Below are 18214 nucleotides of genomic sequence, written 5' to 3' on the forward strand. Positions count from 1 at the left end.
GACTCTGCTTCGAGTCGGGTCCGGAGCGGGGGATGTCTGCGACAGGTGCGCGCGCCCTTGCGGGGATGAAACTGGCAATCTGCAGGGGACAGCGTTGGCCCGCGCGAGTGCGGCTAGGTTACCACTGTGTCACGCGTAGGTTGCGAACGAGGGTCCATCGGCGGACACCCTCCCGCGGGGCGCTACTTTGCGCCTAACATCTGCGTCTGATCAGGCCTTTGTCGAGGATTCCTCGTCGTCGGTCCCGTTGTCGGCGTCATCGCCGACGGAGTCGTTCTCGATCTCGGTGTCGATCGCGGTGTCGTTGGCCGGGGCCTTGGCAGGATCGCTGTAGACCTCATCCTCGACCTTACCTCGGCCGGTGAAGGTGGCGTACGCCCACCAGGCCGCGGCCAGCACGAACAGGATGATCGACATCCACTCGCTCCAGCGCAGGCCGAGCACGTTCGCCAGCTGCACGTTGTCGATGCGCAGGGTCTCGATCAGGCCACGGCCGAGGCAGTAGGCCATCACGTAGAGAGCGACCACGCGGCCGCCGCCCAGGCGCAGCTTCTTCTGCAGGTAGACGATCACGAAGAAGAGGGCGATGTCCCAGAGGAACTCGTAGAGGAACGTCGGGTGGAACGTGGTGCCGACCGGGAACTGGCTGGGGCCGTCGGGGTAGCGCGACGGGTCGATCTCCAGGCCCCAGGGCAGGTCGGTCGGCCTGCCGTAGAGCTCCTGGTTGAACCAGTTGCCCCAGCGACCGATGCCCATCGCCAGCAGACAGGTCGGGGCGATGGTGTCGAGCAGGGGCACGATCTTGATGCCCTTGGTGCGGGCGCCGATGATCGCGCCCACGGCGCCGAGCGCGATCGCGCCCCACACGCCGAGGCCGCCGCGCCAGATGTAGAGCGCCTCGATCGGGTGAGCGCCGTCGCCGAAGTAGAGCTGCCAGTCGGTGATGACGTGGTAGATCCGGCCGCCGACGAGACCGAACGGCACCGCCCACAGCGCGATGTCCTGGATGTCGCCGGCCCGGCCGCCGCGGGCCTGCCAGCGCCGCTCCGAGACCCAGACGGCGACGATGATGCCGAGGATGATCGCGAAGGCGTAGCCGCGCAGCGGGATCGGTCCGAGCCAGAGCACACCTTCGGCCGGGCTGGGGATGGACATCGGGAGCATCATGCGGCGCTCTTCCTACTAACTCTGGCGGGCTAGTTCTGACTGAGGAGGTGGTGGATGTCGTCGGCGAACTGCTTGGGCGAGGTGTTCATCGACCAGACCACGCTGGCGCGTCCGTCGGAGACCGCCGAGACGTGGGTGTCGTGGACCCCGAGATCGTAGCCCCCACTGGGTAGCCGGTCGGCCTCCCCTATGTAGAGCCGCATCGACTCGGCCAGCGTCACGATGTCCTTCAGGTCTCCGGTGAGGCCGATGAAGTCGTCGTCGTAGCGCTCGAGGTACTTCTCCAGCACCTTCGTCGTGTCGCGCGCCGGGTCGGTCGTCACGAACACCACGTCGACCTTCTTGCGGTCGGCGTCGTCGAGGCGGGTGAGCCCCGCGGTCAGGCTCGACATCACCAACGGGCACTCGTCGGGGCACTGGGTGTAGCCGTAGAACACCAGCGTCAGCGGCTTGTCGGCGTCGGTCGCCAGCGAGTACGGCTCGCCGTCGGTGTCGGTCAGGGCGGTGTCGGAGAGCTGGTAGGGCGTGTGCTCCTGCCCGGTCATCGCCGAGGCCGGCGCCTGGCCGGTGCCGGCCGCGCCGCAGCCGCTGAGGACTCCGACGAGAGCGAGCAGGACGGGTAGAACGAGAAACCTCAACGCGCGCGGACTCCCGCGGCCAGGTCCTCGGTCAGGCTCGCCAGCGCCTTGAGCGCCGCCTGCTCGTCGGAGCGGTTGTCCAGCAGCGTACGCACGAAGGCGGAGCCGACGATGACGCCGTCGGCGTAGGCCGCCATCTCCGCCGCCTGGGCGCCGTTGCTGACCCCGAGGCCGACGCCGACGGGCAGGTCGGTGGTCTTCTTCGTGCGGGCGACCAGCGGGGCGGCCAGGTCGGAGGTCTTGGCGCGGGCGCCGGTGACGCCCATGACCGCGGTGGCGTAGACGAAGCCGCGGCACTGGGCCGTGGTCATCGCGATCCGCTCGTCGGTGCTGCTCGGCGCGACCAGGAAGACCTTGTCGAGGTCGCGGGCGTCGGCGGCCTCGATCCACTCCGGCGCGAAGTCGGGGGTGATGTCGGGCGTGATCAGGCCCGCGCCGCCGGCGTCCTGCAGCTGCTGGGCGAAGCGGTCGACGCCGCGGCGCTCGATCGGGTTCCAGCTGGTCATCACCAGGGTCGGCACCCCGGTCGCGGCCACGGCCTCGACGACGCGGAACACGTCGTCGACACGTACGCCGCCGTCGAGCGCCTGCTGCACGGCGTCCTGGATCGTGGGACCGTCCATGACCGGGTCGGAGTAGGGCAGGCCGATCTCGATGATGTCGCAGCCGGCCTCGACCATCGTGGTCAGCGCCTCGATCGAGCCCTCGACCGACGGGAAGCCCGCCGGCAGGTAGCCGACCAGGGCGGCGCGGCCCTCGGCCTTCGCCTTCTCGAACGCTGTCGACGTGCTCACTGTGCGTCTCCCAACCCGCTGTACTTGTCGCTTCGGGCCTGGGCTCCTTCGTCGCCCAACCCGAAGTATTCGATGGCCGTGCCCATGTCCTTGTCACCACGACCGGACAGGTTGATCAGGATCGTGGCGCCCTCGCCGTGGCGCTCCTTGATCTCCGGGGCGATCTTGATGGCGCCCGCGATCGCGTGAGCCGACTCGATCGCCGGGATGATGCCCTCGGAGCGCGAGAGCAGCGCGAAGGCATCCATCGCCTCCTTGTCGGTGATGCTCGTGTAGCTCGCCCGGCCGGACTTGGCCAGCCAGGCGTGCTGCGGCCCGACGCCCGGGTAGTCGAGACCGGCGGAGATCGAGTGGGACTCGATCGTCTGACCGTCCTCGTCCTGGAGCACGTAGGTGCGGGCGCCGTGGAGCACGCCCGGGTCGTTGGCCTGGATGGTCGCGGCGTGGCGGCCGGTCTCGAAGCCGTCTCCCCCGGCCTCGAAGCCGTGGATCTCGACGTCCTCGTCGTCCAGGAACGCCGTGAAGAGGCCGATGGCGTTGGAGCCGCCGCCGACCGCGGCGACGACGGCGTTGGGAAGACCGCCGAACTGGTCGATCGACTGCGCCCGCGCCTCGTCGCCGATGCCGCGGACGATGTCGCGGACCAGCGTCGGGAACGGGTGGGGCCCGGCGGCGGTGCCGAACAGGTAGGCGGTGTGGTCGACGCTGGCGACCCAGTCGCGCAGCGCCTCGTTGATCGCGTCCTTGAGGGTGCCGCTGCCGGAGGGCACCGGGACGACCTCCGCGCCGAGTAGCCGCATCCGGGCGACGTTGAGCGCCTGGCGGTCGGTGTCGACCTTGCCCATGTAGACGGTGCAGTCGAGGCCGAAGTAGGCGGCCGCGGTCGCGGAGGCCACGCCGTGCTGGCCGGCACCGGTCTCGGCGATCACCCGGGTCTTGCCCATCCGCTTGGTGAGCAGGGCCTGGCCGAGGACGTTGCGGATCTTGTGGGCGCCGGTGTGGTTGAGGTCCTCGCGCTTGAGGAGGATCCGTACGCCGAGCTGCTCGGAGAGCCGGGTCGCGTGGTAGAGCGGGCTCGGCAGGTTGGCGTAGTCACGCAGGATCGCGTCGAACTCGGCCACGAACTCCGGGTCGGCCTTCGCCTTCTGCCAGGCGTCGTCGAGCTCGATGAGCGCCTTCATTAGCGCCTCGGGCATGAAGCGGCCGCCGAACCCCTCGGCCTCGCCACCAAACCAGCCGAACTCGTCGGCGTCGTAGGAAGTCGTCTCGTGGATGTGAGTTGTCATGGCTGTATCTGCTCTCGGATCTACTCTTGGCCTTAGCCTTGGATTCCGGTGAACTCGGCGACCGTGCCTTGCGGGTCGCCATGCTTGACCAGCGCCTCGCCGACCAGGACCGCGCGGGCCCCTTCGGAGACGTGGCGCTTGACGTCGGTGGCGGTGAAGATGCCCGACTCGGCGACCTTCACCCGGTCCTCGGGGATGAGCGGGGCGACTCGTCCGAAGACGTCCTGGTCGATCTCCAGGGTCTTCAGGTTGCGCGCGTTGACGCCGATCAGCTCGGCGCCGAGGTCGACCGCCCGGGCGACCTCGTCCTCGTCGTGGGTCTCGACCAGCACGGTCAGCCCCAGCTCACCCGCCTGGTCGTAGAGGCGGCGCAGGGTGTCGTCGTCCAGTGCGGCGACGATCAGCAGCGCCAGGTCCGCCCCGGCGGCCCGGGCCTCGAGCAGCTGGTAGGGCTCGACGATGAAGTCCTTGCGCAGGATCGGCGTCTCGACGGCCGCGCGGACCGTGACCAGGTCGGCGAGCGACCCACCGAAACGGCGTTCCTCGGTGAGCACCGAGATCGCGGCGGCGCCGCCGGCGGCGTACTTCTGGGCGAGCTCGGCCGGGTCGGGGATGTCGGCCAGAGCGCCCTTGGAGGGGCTCTTCCGCTTCACCTCGGCGATCACGCTGCTGCCCGGCGCACGGAAGTGCGGCATCGGGTCGCGCGGCGCGTCGACGTCGGCCAGCCGGGCCCGAAGGTCCGCCTCGGACACCGTCTCCTGGCGCTTCGCCAGGTCCAGACGTACGCCGTCGATGATCTTGTCGAGCACCGACATGTTTAAACCTCTCGTTTCTGGGTAAGACCCACGTGCAAAGCCTCTCACCCGAACCGTGACACGCCCGATTTGGCGCCACAGTGCGGGCGGGAAACGTTAAGTTTCTTTCACCTCAACCCAACTCGCCTGACTTTGGAGGTCAGACACATGAGCTACGGAACTCCGCCGCCGCCACCGCCCCCGTACGGTTCGCCGGCACCCGGGCAGCCCGGTCAGCCTGCAGGCAACAACAAGAAGGCGATCTGGGCACTTGTCCTCGGCATTCTCGGTTGTGTCTGCTGTGGTTTCTTCACCGGTATCCCGGCGATCATCCTGGGCAAGATGGCCCAGAACGAGATCGACGCCTCCGGCGGCGCGCAGGGCGGGCGTGGCATGGCCACCGCCGGCTTCATCCTCGGCATCGTCGCCGTCGTCCTCGGCATCATCGGGATCATCCTGAACCTCTCCGGTGCGCTCGACTTCAGCGGCAGCACCTACTGAGCTCGGCTCCAAATCAGCGAGGCCCCCGGCGGATTCCGCCGGGGGCCTCGCTGTCTCACAGGCTCAGTGTGACTCGACGTTGAAGCCGAGCTTGGCGAGCACGATGAAGAGCAGACCACCGCCGACGGTGACGGCCACGCCGATCCAGAAGACGAACCAGCTGATCGGGTCGAGCATCATGGCGACGCTGCCGATGAGGAAGCCGAGGAGGCCGACCGCGACTGCGATCCAGGCTGCCGGGGTGTTGCCGTGGCTGGCGGACATTCGATGCTCCTCTACGAGTTCTCTGTGCTTGGCTGCAGTGTATTCATTGATCCCCGGCTGTCGGGTCCCGACCCTCGTCCAACGACTTCCAGACGTCGATCGTGGACTGCTCCTCCAGCGGTTTCCGTTCCGGCGTGGCATCGGCGGGGGCGTCGTACCGACGGCCCATCTCGGGCCATGAAGGAGCCAGACGTACGGCGGCGACGGCCGCCGCGACGGTCAGGACCGCGCCGAGCAGCGCGAGATAGGGCCAGGGCGTGGTGGCGTGCTCGGTCTCGCCCCAGACGACCTCGGAGTCGATCGCCCGGCCGAGCGCGTCGATGCCGGCGTGGCCGAAGAAGGTGACGACCACCCCGATCCCGGCCAGGCCGGCGAGGGCGGCCACCAGGCGGCGTACGAGACCTCGGGTGACCAGCACGACGCCCCAGGCCGCGAGAGCGACGAGGGCCAGGCCGGTGGTGGCCGGGGAGTCGTTGAGGTCGGCCGGCATCTGGGCCGGCGCGGTCACCTCGACCCACTCGTTGGAGCCCGCCCAGGCGGCCAGGGCCGCGCCGGCGAGGCCGGCGGTGAGGGTGGGGCCGAAGGACCTCACGAGATCAGGCCGGCGTCGAAGCAGGTGTGGTCGCCGGTGTGGCAGGCGGGGCCCTCCTGGTCGACCTTGAGCAGGATCGTGTCGCCGTCGCAGTCGAGGCGGACCTCCTTGACGTACTGCCGGTGGCCGGAGGTCTCCCCCTTGACCCAGTACTCCTGCCGGCTGCGGGACCAGTAGGTCGCCCGGCCCGTCGCGAGCGTGCGCGCCAGGGCCTCGTCGTCCATGTAGCCGAGCATCAGCACCTCGCCGGTGTCATGCTGCTGCACCACCGCGGGCACCAGCCCGTCGGGGTCGCGCTTGAGCCGGTCGGCGATGGCGGGGTCGAGTCCCGCGCTCGTGGGTCCAGTAGTCACGCCTCCAGTATCCCGCTGGGCAACAGTACGGACACAACCGGCATGTCGTGGCGCCAATCGGAGGCCGTCGAGGCGACGGGCTGCCACACTCTCTCGGTCATCTGGGCCGGGTCTCGGTACGGCCCTGTCAGCCGACCCTCAGGGTCGACTATTCAAACTGGAGAACACCGCATCATGGCTAACCCCACCCCGCAGCCGGCACCGGCGAAGCAGACCGACACCAGCGCCCTCGTGATCGGCATCCTGGTCACGATCTTCTGCTGCCTGCCCTTCGGCATCGTCTCGATCGTCAAGGCCGTCCAGGGCGACGCCGAGGGCGCCAAGAAGTGGGGCATCATCGGCGCCGTCACGGGCGTCGTCGTGATCGTCCTCTACATCATCGCCTCGGTCGTCCTCGGGCTCGGTATGGCCGCCCAGTCGGGGAGCATGTGATCACCACACCCTCACGGGTGCGCGCGGGGCTCGTCCCGCTGGCCGTCGTGGCCGGCGGGGCGGGCCTCGCGGCCGTCTTCGCCACCTCCCCCGGGCTCGTCGTCTACGTTCCGCCGTGCCCGATCCACGCGCTCACCGGCATCGACTGCCCCGGCTGCGGGATGACCCGCGGCACGATGTCGCTGCTGTCGGGCGACGTCGCCGGCGCGGTCGGCCACAACGCGCTGATGTTCCTGCTCGGGCTGCCGATGCTCGCCCTGCTCTGGTTCTTCTGGCTGCGCGGCCGCGTCGTCGGCCGCCCCGCTCCCGGCTGGGCCCGCTCCCCCGCCGCCCTCTACACCTGGCTGGCGCTGACCGTCGTCTTCACGGTCGTCCGCAACCTGCCCTGGGGACCGTTCACCGTGCTGGCCGCCTGAGTCTCCGGGCCCGTCAGCTGCCCTGCTGGGCGACCCACGAGGCGTGCAGGCGTGCGTACGTCGAGCCTGCCTGCGCCACCAGATCGCTGTGCGGCCCGCGCTGGGCCAGGCGTCCGGCGTCGACGACGATCACCTCGTCGGCGGCCTCGGCGGTGGAGAGGCGGTGGGCGATGGTGACCGAGGTGCGGCCGCTCATCAGCCGCTCCAGGGCCCGGTTGATCCGCATCTCGAGTCGCGGGTCGACGGCCGAGGTGGCCTCGTCGAGGACCAGCAGGTCGGGGTCGGCGAGCTGGGCGCGGAGCAGCGCCACGAGCTGACGCTCGCCGGCGGAGAGCGACTCGCCGCGCTGGCCGACGTCGGTCCGGACGCCGTCGGGCAGACCGGCGAGCCAGTCGCCCAGGCCGAGCACCCGGGCGGCCTCGACGATCTCCTCGTCGGTGGCGTCCAGGCGGCCGTAGCGGACGTTCTCGGCGAGCGTGGAGTCGAAGAGGAAGCCCTCCTGCGGCACGAGCACGACGCTGGTGCGCAGCGAGGCGTTGCCGACGTCGCGCACGTCGACGCCGTCGAGGCTGACCTTCCCCGACGTCACGTCCATCACCCGGGTGAGCAGCTTGGCGATCGTGGACTTCCCCGACCCGGTCTCGCCGACCACCGCGACCCGGCTGCCGGGAGCGATCTCGAAGGAGATGTCGTGGAGGACCGGCCGGCCGCCGGGGTAGGCGAAGGTGACGTCGTCGAACTCGATCGAGAGCGGGCCGCGGGGCAGGACCGCACCGGCAGGACCCGGGTCGACGAGGTCGGCGGGCGTGTCCAGGATCCCGATCGTGCGCCGCCAGGAGGCGATCGCGTTCTGCGCATCGGTGAGGATCTGCGTACCCATCTGGACGGGGCCCACGAACAGCGTCACCAGGAAGGCGAAGGCGAGGATCTCGCCGACGCTCAGCGCCCCACCGGTTCCGCGGTAGGCCAGGGCCAGCAGCACGCCACCGACGACCACGCCGGCGTTGGCCAGGCCGCCGGAGAGGCCGCCGAGGCTGAAGAAGATCGAGGTGTAGGCCTGGGCCCTGGTCTGGGCGGCGCTGGTGGCGTCGATCTCGCGGTCGATGCGCTGCTGGGTGCGGTCCTCGACGGCGTACGCCTTGACCACCGCGGCCCCGACGACCGGCTCGGAGACCGCGGAGAGCATCTTGGCGACCTGACGGCGGGAGAGCGTGTAGGCCGCGGACAGCTTGCGCTGGAAGAACCGCAGGCTCAGGAAGAGCGGGCCGAAGCAGAGCCACACCAGCAGCGCGAGCTGCCAGGAGTAGACCACCATCACGACGGTGGCGATCAGCATCTGCCCGATGCTGACGATGAAGAGCAGACCGCCGAAGACGATGAACTGGCTGACCTGGTCGACGTCGCTGGTGACCCGCGAGACGAGGGCACCGCGGTGCTCGGTCGACTGGGTGAGCATCGGGAGGTCGTGGACGTGCCGGAAGGCCTTCGTACGCAGCGTCGCCAGGCCCCGCTCGGCGGCGGTGAAGAGCCGGCTGGTCATCAGGTAGGACGCCACGCCGGTGACCGCGATGGCGACGACCGCGATGAGGCCGGCGCGCAGCACGTAGCCGAGGTCGGGTCCGCCCGGACCGCTCAGGCCGTTGTCGAGGGTCTGCTGGACGACGACGGGCACGACGACCTGGCCGACGCTCGCGATCACGGCCAGCGCGAAGGTGCCGCGGATCCCCTCGACCAGCTCCGGTGAGTGCTTGATGCCCCGGCGGATGGTCTCGAAGGCGCCGAGGTCCTCGCCGCTGCCGACCCGGGTCTCTGGCTCGAGTGTGGCCGTCACTGCGCGGTCTCCGGGGTCTCGTAGGCGTTGACGAGGCGGGCGTAGGACTCGTCGCGGGCGAGCAGCTCGGTGTGGGTGCCGCGGTCGCGGATGCGGCCGTTCTCGAGGTGGACGACCTCGTCGGCGAGCGCGATCGTCGCCTTGCGGTAGGCGACCACGACCAGACTGGTGTCACCGGCGCCGTCGCGCAGCGCGGCGAGGATGCGCTGCTCGACCTCGGGGTCGACCGCCGAGGTGGCGTCGTCGAGGATGAGCAGCCGGGGGCGTCGGACCAGGGCTCTCGCGAGCGCGAGCCGCTGACGCTGCCCGCCGGAGAGGCTCGCGCCACGCTCACCGAGGGTGGTGTCGAGGCCGTTCGGCAGCGCGGCGACGAACCCGTCGGCCTGGGCCGACTTCAGAGCTGACCAGACCTCGTCGTCGGTGAGGTCGGCGCCGAGGGTGACGTTGCCGCGCACGGAGTCGTCGAAGACGAAGGCGGTCTGCGGCACCAGCGCCGCCACCCGGGCCCACTCCCCCGGGCCGAGGTCGCGCAGATCGGTGCCGTCGAGGGTGATCCGGCCCGTCGCCGGGTCGACCAGCCGGGCCAGCAGCATCGTCAGCGTGCTCTTGCCGGAGGCCGTCTCGCCGACGATCGCGACCGTACGACCCGGCTCGACCTCGAAGTCGACGCCGTCGAGGAGGGTCGGGCCGCCGGCGTAGGCGTAGGAGACGCCCTCGACCCGCACGCGCGCGCCGGTCGGCTCGCGGCTCGTGCGCGCCGTCCCGTAGGCGAGACGGCCGGTCGCGTCCAGGACCCGCCGCACCCGCCGGTAGCCGACGACGCTGCGCGGGAACTCCCCCAGCAGCCACCCGAAGGAGCGGATCGGGAAGGCGACGATGGTGAGCAGGAAGCCGATCTGGACGACGTCGCCGGGCGCGGCACCGCCGCTCGAGACGCGGCCGACGCCGACGGCCAGCACCGCCAGGACGCCGATGCTCGGAAGGGCGGCCAGGATCGGGTCGAACGCAGCCCGGAGCCGGCCGGCGCGGATGTTGACGTCGCGCAGCTCCTGCGCCTTGTCGCGGAACCGGGTGGTCTCCTCGGCCTCGCGTCCCAGCGTCTTGACCACGAGGGCGCCGTCGAAGGACTCGTGGGCGATCCCGGAGAGCTCCGCGCGCAGCTGCTGGGCGCGGGTCATCAGCGGCGAGGAGAAGCGCTGGAAGACGAGGTTGGCGACCACGACCGCAGGGAAGACGAGGATCGCGACCGAGGCGAGGACGACGTCGGTCCAGAACATCTGCCCGACCGCGATCACCATCATCGCGAGCGTGCCGACGGCCATCGGCAGCGGCGCGATCGGCGACCAGGACGCCTCGACGTCGGAGTTGGCGTTGGAGAGCAGCTGACCGGTCGGGTGCCGGTGGTGCCAGGCGAGCGGGAGCGCCAGATACTGCCGGGTGACCGCGCGTCGCGAGTGTGCCTGCATCCGGAACTGCATCACTCCGGCGCCCAGCCGGCGCGCCACCACCCCGACCGCTCGCAGGATCGCGACGCCGACGAAGAGTCCGACCACGGCCCACAGCCAGCCGGCGCCGATCTCGCCGTCGCGCAGCGCCGGGACCAGGACATGGTCGGTGGACCAGCCCAGCACCCAGGCGTCGGCGACCGTCAGCGCACCGAAGAGCGCGGACCCGAGGGTCGAGAGCGTGAAGACCGCCCATTCGCGGCGGATGGCGACTCCGAGAACCTTGAACCCGTCGGTCGTCGTCGCCCGCTGGGGTGTTGGATCATCGTCGCTCATCTCGGGTAAAGCCTAGGTCAGTGCGGTGCATGCGACGAATTTTTTTGAACCACCGACCCTGGGTAGGGGTCGATAGGGTGCAGGCCGTGGTCTCCTTCGCGCGCTCCGAGCGCCTCGCCCTGTGTGACACCGCCGTCTCGCTGGGGCCGTCAGCCCCGACGCTCTGCGAGGGTTGGCAGGTCAAGGACCTGCTGGTGCACCTGCTCGTGCGCGAGCGTCGCCCGTGGGCCGCCGCGGGCATCCTCGTGCCGGCGCTCGCGCCCGTGCTGCGGCAGGCCGAGGCTGCGTACGCCACCCAGTCGCTCGACTCGCTCGCGGCCCGTCTCCGCGATCCCAAGGGCACGCCCTTCGCGCTCGGCCCCGTCGAGAAGGCCGTGAACACCGTGGAGTTCTTCGTCCACCACGAGGACCTCCGCCGCGCCCAGCCGGGTTGGGAGCCGCGTACGCTCCCCGCCGCTGTCGAGCGCGACCTCTGGCGCACCCTGAAGCTCCTCGGCAAGGGCCTGGTCCGCTCCGCCGGCACCCCGGTGGTGATCAGCAACGGAACCGACACCGCCACGCTGCGCGCCGGCGACGAGCCCGTCACCGTCACCGGTCCGGTCGGCGAGCTCATGCTCTTCTGCTTCGGGCGTCATGCGGTGCGCGGCTTGTCCTTCGACGGACCGGCCGAGCGGATCACCCAGCTGGAGAACGCCAGTCTCGGGTTCTGAGGGTCCGTGCAGCCAGCCTCAGAGGATCTTGTGAAGATCGATCCGCACCGAGCCGTACCCCTCGACGAGGACCGACCCGACGGGATCGGAGTCGTGCAGCTCGAGCGTGACGTCCCAGCCGGTCTCGGCGTTGCTGAGCACGGTGAGCGAGCGGAGCTCGCGGTCGACGATCCAGTACTGCTCGACGCCGGCGACGCGATACTCCTCCGGTTTGCGGAAGAGGTCCTCGGAGCGGGTCGAGGGTGAGAGCACCTCGACGACGATGAGCGGGGGCTGCTCGGCCCACTGCCCCTTCTCCTCGGCGCGGAGGACGAGCACGTCCGGGATCCGGCGGCTCATGCCGGTGCGGATCCCGCCTTCGGCGATGACGGTCAGGTCCGGGAAGGTGTTGGCGAGCAGCACGAGGATGCGGCTGCCCGTGGCCTGGTGCGGGATCTCGCCCGGCGGACTCACGATGACCTCGCCGTTGACCCATTCGGCGTGGAGGGTGTCGGGGAGGGTCTCGAACTCCGCGAGCGACATGCGTCGTCGCTGCACTCTGTCTCCCACCCCCGTGTCGGCTTGCACCGGCACACCACCCCATCGGACCTCGACACCAGGATTACACCTCCATTGTGACCTCCCCGCCCGGATCGGGAAAGGCTCTTGGTCACAAGGCTCCGGCGCAGTTCGCACATCGTCGCGCAACTGAGGTGAACAGCGGCAACGTTTTGCGACGCCAGCGAAAGAAGAGACGCAGGTACGGCCCCTGGGTGCCGCTCCACGGAACGGCCCGCTCAGGGTGTGACGCCCGTAACCTCCCGGCCTCCCACGACGTTGTGTCACAGATAACCGAATCCCCCAGGAGGTCCCGCGATGCGTCGTGCGGCAGCAGTCACCGTCGCCATGCTCTTCGTCTTCTCGCTCACCGCAGCCGCCCCAGCACTGAGCGCGAGCGCGACCCCGGAGCTGCGGGACGTGATGGTCGTGGGCAACAACTGGGACGGGACCGCCTCGATCGTCGATGCCCGCAGCCTCCAGGTGCTGCGCAAGGGCGTCGACCTGGTGCCGGACAAGGACGAGGAGATCGCCGAGATCCACCGGGATCCCGAGCGGCTGGCCTACTACTACCTGGTCCGCTACGGCCCCGGTGAAGGCAACGACCAGCTCGTCGACGACATGTTCACCACCCGGGACGGCAGGCTGCTGGCGGTCTCGCGCCCCAGCCTGGCCGACGTGGTCTGGATCGACATCGAGAAGGCGCTCGCGGGCTCACCGGACTCCGTCGTGGTCGAGCAGCAGATGGATGGCCACCGCACCGACCACATGGGCCTCTCCCCCGACGGCACCAAGCTGCTGGTCTCCGACTCGACCTCGCGCACGGTGCACGAGTACTGGATGGGTGGTGCGGGTGACCCGCGGACCGGTGAGCGGCTGCGTACGTTCGAGTCAGGTGAGACGCCGCACGAGAACAACTACTCCGAGGACGGCTCGCGCATCTTCCACGCTTCCATCGGCCGCGTCTACCTGCCCGGCGACCAGAAGGAGATCTCCCTCGACTCGCTGCCGCTGATCAACCTCGACCAGCTCGGCCTCGGCACCATCCCCGGCACCGACCTGCTCCCGCCGATCAAGATCGGCCCGGTCCACGACGCGATCAAGGGCGACCGCTGGTTCGAGATCGTCGACGAGTCCTCCTTCGCGATCTCCCAGCGCTGGGAGATGGGCAAGGAGCTGGAGGAGGCCGGCTACCCCTCGGTCTCCTCGGCCGTACGTCCCATGGCGGTCGCCCCCGGCGAGCGGTTCATCTACTTCCAGATGTCGTTCCTGCACGGCCTGGTCGAGTTCGACACCCAGGCGGCCGACATCGACGGGAAGGTCGGCTACTCCACCGGCTCGATCGAGGAGCCGCGCACCGGTGCCGTCACGCGCGTCATCCCGCTCCCCAAGCGCACCCAGCTGCCGCGCGAGCTCTACGTCAACGACTCCGCCCACCACGGTCTCTCGATCGACGCCAAGGGCGAGACGCTGTGTGCGGCGGGCACGATGGACGACTATGTCGCGATGGTCGACCGCGCGACGGGTGACTACACGACCCTCGACGAGGAGACGACCGGCCACTACTACGGCAAGCCCTACTGGACCACCGAGGGCCTCGGCAACACCTGCTGGGCGTCGTTGTCGGACGCCGACGCGGTCGCGGTCATCGACTTCCGCACCGGTGAGGAGCTCGCCTACCTAGACGTCGGCAACCACCCCCAGCGCGTACGCCACGGGCAGATCCCCAGCTCGCTGCTCGGCTAGGCACCCGGGAGCCCGGTCCCGGCCTCGGGACCGGGCTCCTCGCTTCGCGGCGGCTGTGCGATGGCGGCCCCGGCGACGAGGTTGTGCGATAGCGCGCCGGGATATACAGGGCTGAGGAGTCAGTTACCCGCCATGGCGGGAAACTGCCCGACCGTCAGCGAACCGGCGCGCCGGCGCCGGAGAGCGCCTGCTTGACCTCGCCGATCCGCACCTTGCCGAAGTGGAAGATGGTGGCCGCCAGGACGGCATCCGCGCCGGCCTCGACCGCGGGCGGGAAGTGCTCGGCCTTCCCCGCGCCACCGGAGGCGATGACCGGGACGGTCACCTCGCTGCGTACGGCCTTGATGAGGTCGATGTCGAAGCCGTCCTCGGTGCCGTCGGCGTCCATGGCGTTGAGCAGGATCTCGCCGGCGCCGAGCTCGACCGCCTTCGCGGCCCACTCGATCGCGTCGATCCCGGCCGACTTGCGCCCACCGTGGGTGGTCACCTCGAACCCGGAGTCGGTCCCCGGCGCCCGCCGGGCGTCGACGGAGAGCACCAGGACCTGGTTGCCGAAGCGGTCGGCGATCTCGGCGATCAGCTCGGGGCGGACGATCGCCGCGGTGTTGACCGCGATCTTGTCCGCGCCGGCGCGGAGCATCCGGTCGACGTCGTCGACGCTGCGGATCCCGCCGCCGACAGTGAGCGGGATGAAGACCTGCTCGGCGGTGCGGGTGACGATCTCGAGCGTCGTCGCCCGCCCCTCGTGGGAGGCGGAGATGTCGAGGAAGGTGAGCTCGTCGGCGCCTTCCTTGTCGTACGTCGCCGCCAGCTCCACCGGATCGCCGGCGTCGCGCAGTTCCTTGAAGTTGATCCCCTTGACGACGCGACCGGCGTCGACGTCGAGGCACGGGATGACGCGCACGGCAATACTCATGAAAGGTCTCCGCGCGGTCGGCCGAGAGTGAGGTCGAGCGCCTCGGCGAGGTCCAGGGACCCGGTGTAGAGCGCCGTGCCGGCGATCGCGCCCTCCACGCCGATCTCGACCAGGCCCATCAGCGCCTCGATGTCGTCGATGGTGGTCACTCCCCCGCTCGCCACGACCGGCCGGTCGGTGGCCTCGCAGACCGCGCGGAGCAGGTCGAGGTTGGGGCCCTGGAGCATGCCGTCCTTGTTGACGTCGGTGACGACGTAGCGGGCGCAGCCCTCGGAGTCGAGCCGGGCGAGGGTCTCGTAGAGGTCGCCGCCGTCCTTGGTCCAGCCGCGTGCGGCGAGGGTGCGGCCGCGTACGTCCAGGCCCACCGCGACCCGGTCGCCGTAGGTCGCGATCGCCTTCCGGGTCCACTCCGGGTTCTCCAGCGCGGCGGTGCCGATGTTGACCCGGCGGCAGCCGGTCGCCATCGCGGCCTCGAGCGACTCGTCGTCACGGATCCCGCCGCTCATCTCGACCTTGATGTCGAGCTTGCCGACGATCCCGGCGAGGATCTCGCGGTTGTTGCCGTGACCGAACGCGGCGTCGAGGTCGACCAGATGGATCCACTCGGCGCCGGTCTCCTGCCACCTCAGCGCCGCTTGATACGGATCGCCGAACCGCTTCTCCGACCCGTCCACGCCCTGGACCAGCTGTACCGCCTGCCCGCCCTTCACATCGACGGCCGGCAGGAGCTCGAGGTAGTCACCCATGGGGACGATCCTATGTTCTGTACGCCGCCACCCCCGCCCCGCCGTCCGGTTGCGAGACGGTCCGGCCTCAGCGGGGCGCCAGCACCTCGAACTCGTACGCATCGGGGTCGGTCATCCGCGCCCACCGCCGCTCACCGTCGCTCTCGGCGACCAGCGTCGCGCCGAGCTCTTCGAGGCGGCGGATCTCAGCGGCAGGGTCGGTGTCCTCGGGTGCGATCAGGTCGAAGCGGAACCGGTCACGCGGACCGCGCGGCACCGGCGGCGGCCCGCCCCAGGCGACCTTGGCGCTGCCGGACGGGGTCGCGACCGCGGTCTCGCCGTCCTGGTCCCAGACCAGCGGCCAGCCGAGCGCCGCGCTCCAGAACACCCCGTTCTCGCGGGATCCGTCCGCAGCGACCTCGCCGAGGAACCCGGTCCCGGCCAGCCAGCTGTTGCCGGCCGGGATCACGCACAGCTCGTTGCCCTCCGGGTCGCCGAGCACGATGTGGTCCTCCTCCGGCAGCTGGCCGACGTCGAGGTGGGTGGCGCCGAGGCCGAGCAGCCGGTCGACCGTCCGCTGCTGGTCGTCGGGCAGGTTGCTGGTCAGATGGAGATGGTGCGGGTTCGCGAGCGTCTTCGGCGCGTCCGTGGGTAGGAACCGGATCCGGAAATCGTCCTCGGTCCGTGGAGACAACCTGATCTCGTCGCCGGTGTTCTCGATCTCACGCCCCAGCACCGCGGCCCAGAATCCCGCGACGCGCTCCGGATCGTTGGCATCGATGCAGATCCCGAACCGCCGAGGTGTCATGACCGGCAACGTAGGACCTGACCGGTCCCTTGCACAACCGGATTCGGGAGCCACTCGGGAGCCACGTGAATGCCGGGAAAGTCCGCGGCGCGGGACTAGGTTGATGGATGTGACGGACGAGTTCGAGGTGTTTCAGCCGCGGCCCGAGGAGATCAACGACTGGTCCGGGCACCAGCTGGATCCCGAGATCAGGCGGTCGATCGGGCCGGGAAACATCGTGCGCATCCAGATCCAGGCGACCTCGCCTGATGGAGCACCGGCCGCACCGTCCGACCCGGTCGACGCATGGCACAGTGACACTCCCTATCTGAAGATCGTCGAGGTGGACGGCGATCGGCTGACCGGCGAGGTCGACGACCCGTACCGGTCGGACTACAGCTGGATGAAGAACGGCCGCATCATCGAGTTCGACCGCTCGGCCGTCACCGAGATCCCGCTCCAATGGGACGGCAACGAGAAGCTGGCCGAGCAGGCCGAGCTCACCGGACTCGCCCGTCAGATCACGGGCGCGATCGACCCGGACGACCGGGACAGCTGGGCCGACGAGATCGAGTCCTGAGGCAGATCACTCGGCCTCGGAACGGTCCGCACTCACGATCGCGAGCTTGGCCAGCCCCTTCTCCATGTCGGGCGCGATCGCCTTCTCCATCGAGTAGAACTTGAGCATCAGGCCCATCACGCCGCTCACCGTCCCGGTGTGCGTCCAGGTCAGCCGGGTGCCGTCGGCGACAGGGGCCAGGTCGAAGGTCACCGTGCTCTGGCTCTTGAACGGCTTCAGGAACTCCAGTGCGACCTCGATGTGGTCGGGCCTCGACTCGATGATCTCCATCGCGCCGGCGCCCGCCCGCTTGTTGCCCGACCAGGCATAGCGCGCGCCGACACCGGAGTCCGCACCCGAGTAGGTGCGCGTCATGTCCGGGTCGAGCTCCTCCCACGGCGACCACGACGGCCACTCGTGAAAGTCGTCGAGCAGCGCGTGTGCGCGTCCGATGTCGCACGGCAGGACGCCGGACCGGGAGACCTCGTAGTCGGTCATGTGACGACAGTACGCCCGAACCGACGAACGGCGTGGGATCCTGCGAACATTGCAATGGGCCGGCCCATCACCGAGCACTTGGAGAAGCGATGACCGACATCGTCACCGAGAGGGGCGGTTGACGCCGACCGAGCCGTCGATCGTCTCGCGGAGGATGTCGGCTCGGCTCTCGTGCTCCGTGGCCCGGTGGATGTCGTCCCACCACCCGGGGCTGTCCCAGGGCGGGAGGTCGATGGGCGGCGTACGGTCGAAGACCTCGCCGGAGTAGCGGGCGTCGGAGAGGGCGTTGTGCTTGACCAGGCCGAGCAGGTTGGTGCCGCTGGGCGTCATCGGGCGGCGGACCTCATGCTCCGAGAGCCCCTCGAGCTTCCACACCAGCGCGTCCCGGACGCCGCGGAGCTTGTCGTGCAGATGGGCCTTGGCGAGGTCGTCGATCACGGACGCTCATCCCTCCGCGGCGCGCCGACCGTAGGTGTCGCTGGTCAGCGTTGCGTAGGAGCGTCGGACGATCTCCTCGAGAACCTCCAGATCGACCGCATCCAGGTCCTTGAGGTAGAGGCAGCCGACGCCGGTCCGGTGCGGTCCGAGGCGGCCGAGGAGTTCCTCGTGGGCGGCGATCCCGTCGTTGAGGTAGACGACCGAGGCTGCCTTGCGGGGCGCGAAGGCGGCGGCCGGCGCGTCGCCCTCGGTGCCGCTGGCGTACTTGTAGTGATACTCGCCGAAGCCCACGATCGAGGTCCCGAACATCCGTGGCTCGGCGCCGGTGATGCGTCGCATCAGCTCCAGCAGCGTAACTGCGTCCCGACGACGCGGTTCAGGCGAGACGGCCTCGACGAAACCCACCGGGTCCGCGTCGGTCCAGGTCGTCTTGGCCGCCATCCCGCCAC

At 69.9% G+C, this 18214-nt stretch carries 23 protein-coding genes; 6 read left to right on the plus strand and 17 right to left on the minus strand.

Features of this window, described 5'->3' with window-relative positions; all coding sequences use genetic code 11:
* Positions 1-210 precede the first annotated feature (210 nt).
* From lgt to trpC, 5 genes are read right to left on the minus strand one after another with little or no spacing between them, the layout of a single operon-like run.
* Positions 211-1155 carry a prolipoprotein diacylglyceryl transferase gene (lgt, locus tag HD557_RS16410; RefSeq protein ID WP_231380328.1) on the minus strand — a complete coding sequence of 315 codons (945 nt, stop codon included), beginning with the start codon at positions 1153-1155 and terminating at the stop codon, positions 211-213.
* Positions 1156-1196: 41 nt separating this feature from the next.
* Positions 1197-1805: an SCO family protein gene (locus tag HD557_RS16415; protein ID WP_008362960.1), complete on the minus strand. Its 609-nt coding sequence runs from the start codon at positions 1803-1805 to the stop codon at positions 1197-1199.
* On the minus strand, positions 1802-2599 hold the full coding sequence (gene trpA, locus HD557_RS16420) for a tryptophan synthase subunit alpha (protein WP_196874669.1): 798 nt from the start codon (positions 2597-2599) through the stop codon (positions 1802-1804). Before trpA ends, HD557_RS16415 begins: the two co-directional genes overlap by 4 nt.
* Entirely contained in the window at positions 2596-3885 is a 1290-nt protein-coding gene (trpB, locus tag HD557_RS16425; RefSeq protein ID WP_196874670.1) for a tryptophan synthase subunit beta, read from the minus strand. Before trpB ends, trpA begins: the two co-directional genes overlap by 4 nt.
* A gap of 32 nt (positions 3886-3917) precedes the next feature.
* Positions 3918-4700 (minus strand): indole-3-glycerol phosphate synthase TrpC, encoded by a 783-nt coding sequence (trpC, locus tag HD557_RS16430; protein WP_196874671.1) that lies wholly within the window; start codon positions 4698-4700, stop codon positions 3918-3920.
* Between the two features lie 147 nt (positions 4701-4847).
* Between trpC and HD557_RS16435 the strand changes: the two genes are divergently transcribed.
* Entirely contained in the window at positions 4848-5180 is a 333-nt protein-coding gene (locus tag HD557_RS16435; protein WP_008362965.1) for a DUF4190 domain-containing protein, read from the plus strand.
* A 63-nt stretch (positions 5181-5243) separates the two neighbouring features.
* On the opposite strand, the gene HD557_RS16440 is transcribed toward HD557_RS16435, so the two are convergent.
* From HD557_RS16440 to hisI, 3 genes are read right to left on the minus strand one after another with little or no spacing between them, the layout of a single operon-like run.
* Positions 5244-5444: an HGxxPAAW family protein gene (locus tag HD557_RS16440; RefSeq protein WP_008362966.1), complete on the minus strand. Its 201-nt coding sequence runs from the start codon at positions 5442-5444 to the stop codon at positions 5244-5246.
* A 43-nt stretch (positions 5445-5487) separates the two neighbouring features.
* On the minus strand, positions 5488-6036 hold the full coding sequence (locus tag HD557_RS16445; RefSeq protein WP_008362967.1) for a Trp biosynthesis-associated membrane protein: 549 nt from the start codon (positions 6034-6036) through the stop codon (positions 5488-5490).
* The gene (gene hisI, locus HD557_RS16450; protein WP_008362968.1) at positions 6033-6389 is read right to left on the minus strand and encodes a phosphoribosyl-AMP cyclohydrolase; all 357 of its coding nucleotides are present in this window, start codon (positions 6387-6389) and stop codon (positions 6033-6035) included. Before hisI ends, HD557_RS16445 begins: the two co-directional genes overlap by 4 nt.
* 174 nt (positions 6390-6563) lie before the next feature.
* On the opposite strand from hisI, the gene HD557_RS16455 reads away from it, so the two are divergent.
* Together HD557_RS16455 and HD557_RS28760 are read left to right on the plus strand one after the other, a co-directional pair.
* Positions 6564-6821, plus strand: coding sequence for a CD225/dispanin family protein (locus HD557_RS16455; RefSeq protein WP_008362969.1), 258 nt, complete (start codon positions 6564-6566; stop codon positions 6819-6821).
* Complete coding sequence (locus HD557_RS28760; protein ID WP_008362970.1) at positions 6818-7237, plus strand: DUF2752 domain-containing protein; 420 nt, start codon at positions 6818-6820, stop codon at positions 7235-7237. Before HD557_RS16455 ends, HD557_RS28760 begins: the two co-directional genes overlap by 4 nt.
* Before the next feature lie 13 nt (positions 7238-7250).
* Here HD557_RS28760 and HD557_RS16465 read toward each other — a convergent pair whose 3' ends face one another.
* Both HD557_RS16465 and HD557_RS16470 read right to left on the minus strand, forming a co-directional pair.
* On the minus strand, positions 7251-9068 hold the full coding sequence (locus tag HD557_RS16465; RefSeq protein WP_008362972.1) for an ABC transporter ATP-binding protein: 1818 nt from the start codon (positions 9066-9068) through the stop codon (positions 7251-7253).
* Positions 9065-10849, minus strand: a complete 1785-nt coding sequence (locus HD557_RS16470; RefSeq protein ID WP_008362974.1) for an ABC transporter ATP-binding protein — start codon at positions 10847-10849, stop codon at positions 9065-9067. The genes HD557_RS16465 and HD557_RS16470 overlap by 4 nt, the downstream gene beginning before the upstream one ends.
* 86 nt (positions 10850-10935) lie before the next feature.
* On the opposite strand from HD557_RS16470, the gene HD557_RS16475 reads away from it, so the two are divergent.
* Positions 10936-11559, plus strand: a complete 624-nt coding sequence (locus HD557_RS16475) for a TIGR03085 family metal-binding protein (protein ID WP_196874672.1) — start codon at positions 10936-10938, stop codon at positions 11557-11559.
* A gap of 18 nt (positions 11560-11577) precedes the next feature.
* On the opposite strand, the gene HD557_RS16480 is transcribed toward HD557_RS16475, so the two are convergent.
* Positions 11578-12096: a Uma2 family endonuclease gene (locus tag HD557_RS16480; protein WP_307785641.1), complete on the minus strand. Its 519-nt coding sequence runs from the start codon at positions 12094-12096 to the stop codon at positions 11578-11580.
* A gap of 318 nt (positions 12097-12414) precedes the next feature.
* On the opposite strand from HD557_RS16480, the gene HD557_RS16485 reads away from it, so the two are divergent.
* The gene (locus HD557_RS16485) at positions 12415-13842 is read left to right on the plus strand and encodes a YncE family protein (protein ID WP_196874673.1); all 1428 of its coding nucleotides are present in this window, start codon (positions 12415-12417) and stop codon (positions 13840-13842) included.
* Positions 13843-13996: 154 nt separating this feature from the next.
* On the opposite strand, the gene hisF is transcribed toward HD557_RS16485, so the two are convergent.
* From hisF to HD557_RS16500, 3 genes are all read right to left on the minus strand, one after another.
* A complete protein-coding gene (gene hisF, locus HD557_RS16490; protein ID WP_196874674.1) occupies positions 13997-14758 on the minus strand; it encodes an imidazole glycerol phosphate synthase subunit HisF in 762 nt (253 codons plus the stop codon).
* Entirely contained in the window at positions 14755-15504 is a 750-nt protein-coding gene (gene priA / locus HD557_RS16495) for a bifunctional 1-(5-phosphoribosyl)-5-((5-phosphoribosylamino)methylideneamino)imidazole-4-carboxamide isomerase/phosphoribosylanthranilate isomerase PriA (RefSeq protein WP_008362983.1), read from the minus strand. The genes hisF and priA overlap by 4 nt, the downstream gene beginning before the upstream one ends.
* A gap of 67 nt (positions 15505-15571) precedes the next feature.
* Positions 15572-16291 carry a VOC family protein gene (locus HD557_RS16500; protein ID WP_008362984.1) on the minus strand — a complete coding sequence of 240 codons (720 nt, stop codon included), beginning with the start codon at positions 16289-16291 and terminating at the stop codon, positions 15572-15574.
* Between the two features lie 109 nt (positions 16292-16400).
* Between HD557_RS16500 and HD557_RS16505 the strand changes: the two genes are divergently transcribed.
* Positions 16401-16850: a hypothetical protein gene (locus HD557_RS16505; RefSeq protein ID WP_040757051.1), complete on the plus strand. Its 450-nt coding sequence runs from the start codon at positions 16401-16403 to the stop codon at positions 16848-16850.
* A gap of 6 nt (positions 16851-16856) precedes the next feature.
* Here the strand turns inward: HD557_RS16505 and HD557_RS16510 are convergent, their stop codons facing one another.
* From HD557_RS16510 to HD557_RS16520, 3 genes are all read right to left on the minus strand, one after another.
* Positions 16857-17327 carry an SRPBCC family protein gene (locus HD557_RS16510; RefSeq protein WP_008362989.1) on the minus strand — a complete coding sequence of 157 codons (471 nt, stop codon included), beginning with the start codon at positions 17325-17327 and terminating at the stop codon, positions 16857-16859.
* Between the two features lie 102 nt (positions 17328-17429).
* Positions 17430-17765, minus strand: coding sequence for a mycothiol transferase (locus HD557_RS16515; protein ID WP_008362991.1), 336 nt, complete (start codon positions 17763-17765; stop codon positions 17430-17432).
* 6 nt (positions 17766-17771) lie between these two features.
* The gene (locus HD557_RS16520) at positions 17772-18206 is read right to left on the minus strand and encodes a DUF1801 domain-containing protein (RefSeq protein WP_231380330.1); all 435 of its coding nucleotides are present in this window, start codon (positions 18204-18206) and stop codon (positions 17772-17774) included.
* Positions 18207-18214 lie beyond the last annotated feature (8 nt).

It is taken from the genome of Nocardioides luteus (genome assembly GCF_015752315.1).
In the GTDB taxonomy this organism is placed as follows: domain Bacteria; phylum Actinomycetota; class Actinomycetes; order Propionibacteriales; family Nocardioidaceae; genus Nocardioides.

What these genes read in the sequence shown, in the direction of transcription:
- HD557_RS16500 (WP_008362984.1), bottom strand. Translation starts at nt 16,291, where the DNA reads ATGACACCTCGGCGGTTCGGGATCTGCATCGATGCCAACGATCCGGAG.
- trpB (WP_196874670.1), bottom strand. Translation starts at nt 3,885, where the DNA reads ATGACAACTCACATCCACGAGACGACTTCCTACGACGCCGACGAGTTC.
- HD557_RS16485 (WP_196874673.1), top strand. Translation starts at nt 12,415, where the DNA reads ATGCGTCGTGCGGCAGCAGTCACCGTCGCCATGCTCTTCGTCTTCTCG.
- HD557_RS16435 (WP_008362965.1), top strand. Translation starts at nt 4,848, where the DNA reads ATGAGCTACGGAACTCCGCCGCCGCCACCGCCCCCGTACGGTTCGCCG.
- HD557_RS16455 (WP_008362969.1), top strand. Translation starts at nt 6,564, where the DNA reads ATGGCTAACCCCACCCCGCAGCCGGCACCGGCGAAGCAGACCGACACC.
- hisF (WP_196874674.1), bottom strand. Translation starts at nt 14,758, where the DNA reads ATGAGTATTGCCGTGCGCGTCATCCCGTGCCTCGACGTCGACGCCGGT.
- lgt (WP_231380328.1), bottom strand. Translation starts at nt 1,155, where the DNA reads ATGTCCATCCCCAGCCCGGCCGAAGGTGTGCTCTGGCTCGGACCGATC.
- priA (WP_008362983.1), bottom strand. Translation starts at nt 15,504, where the DNA reads ATGGGTGACTACCTCGAGCTCCTGCCGGCCGTCGATGTGAAGGGCGGG.
- HD557_RS16510 (WP_008362989.1), bottom strand. Translation starts at nt 17,327, where the DNA reads ATGACCGACTACGAGGTCTCCCGGTCCGGCGTCCTGCCGTGCGACATC.
- HD557_RS16440 (WP_008362966.1), bottom strand. Translation starts at nt 5,444, where the DNA reads ATGTCCGCCAGCCACGGCAACACCCCGGCAGCCTGGATCGCAGTCGCG.
- HD557_RS16520 (WP_231380330.1), bottom strand. Translation starts at nt 18,206, where the DNA reads ATGGCGGCCAAGACGACCTGGACCGACGCGGACCCGGTGGGTTTCGTC.
- HD557_RS16470 (WP_008362974.1), bottom strand. Translation starts at nt 10,849, where the DNA reads ATGAGCGACGATGATCCAACACCCCAGCGGGCGACGACGACCGACGGG.
- trpC (WP_196874671.1), bottom strand. Translation starts at nt 4,700, where the DNA reads ATGTCGGTGCTCGACAAGATCATCGACGGCGTACGTCTGGACCTGGCG.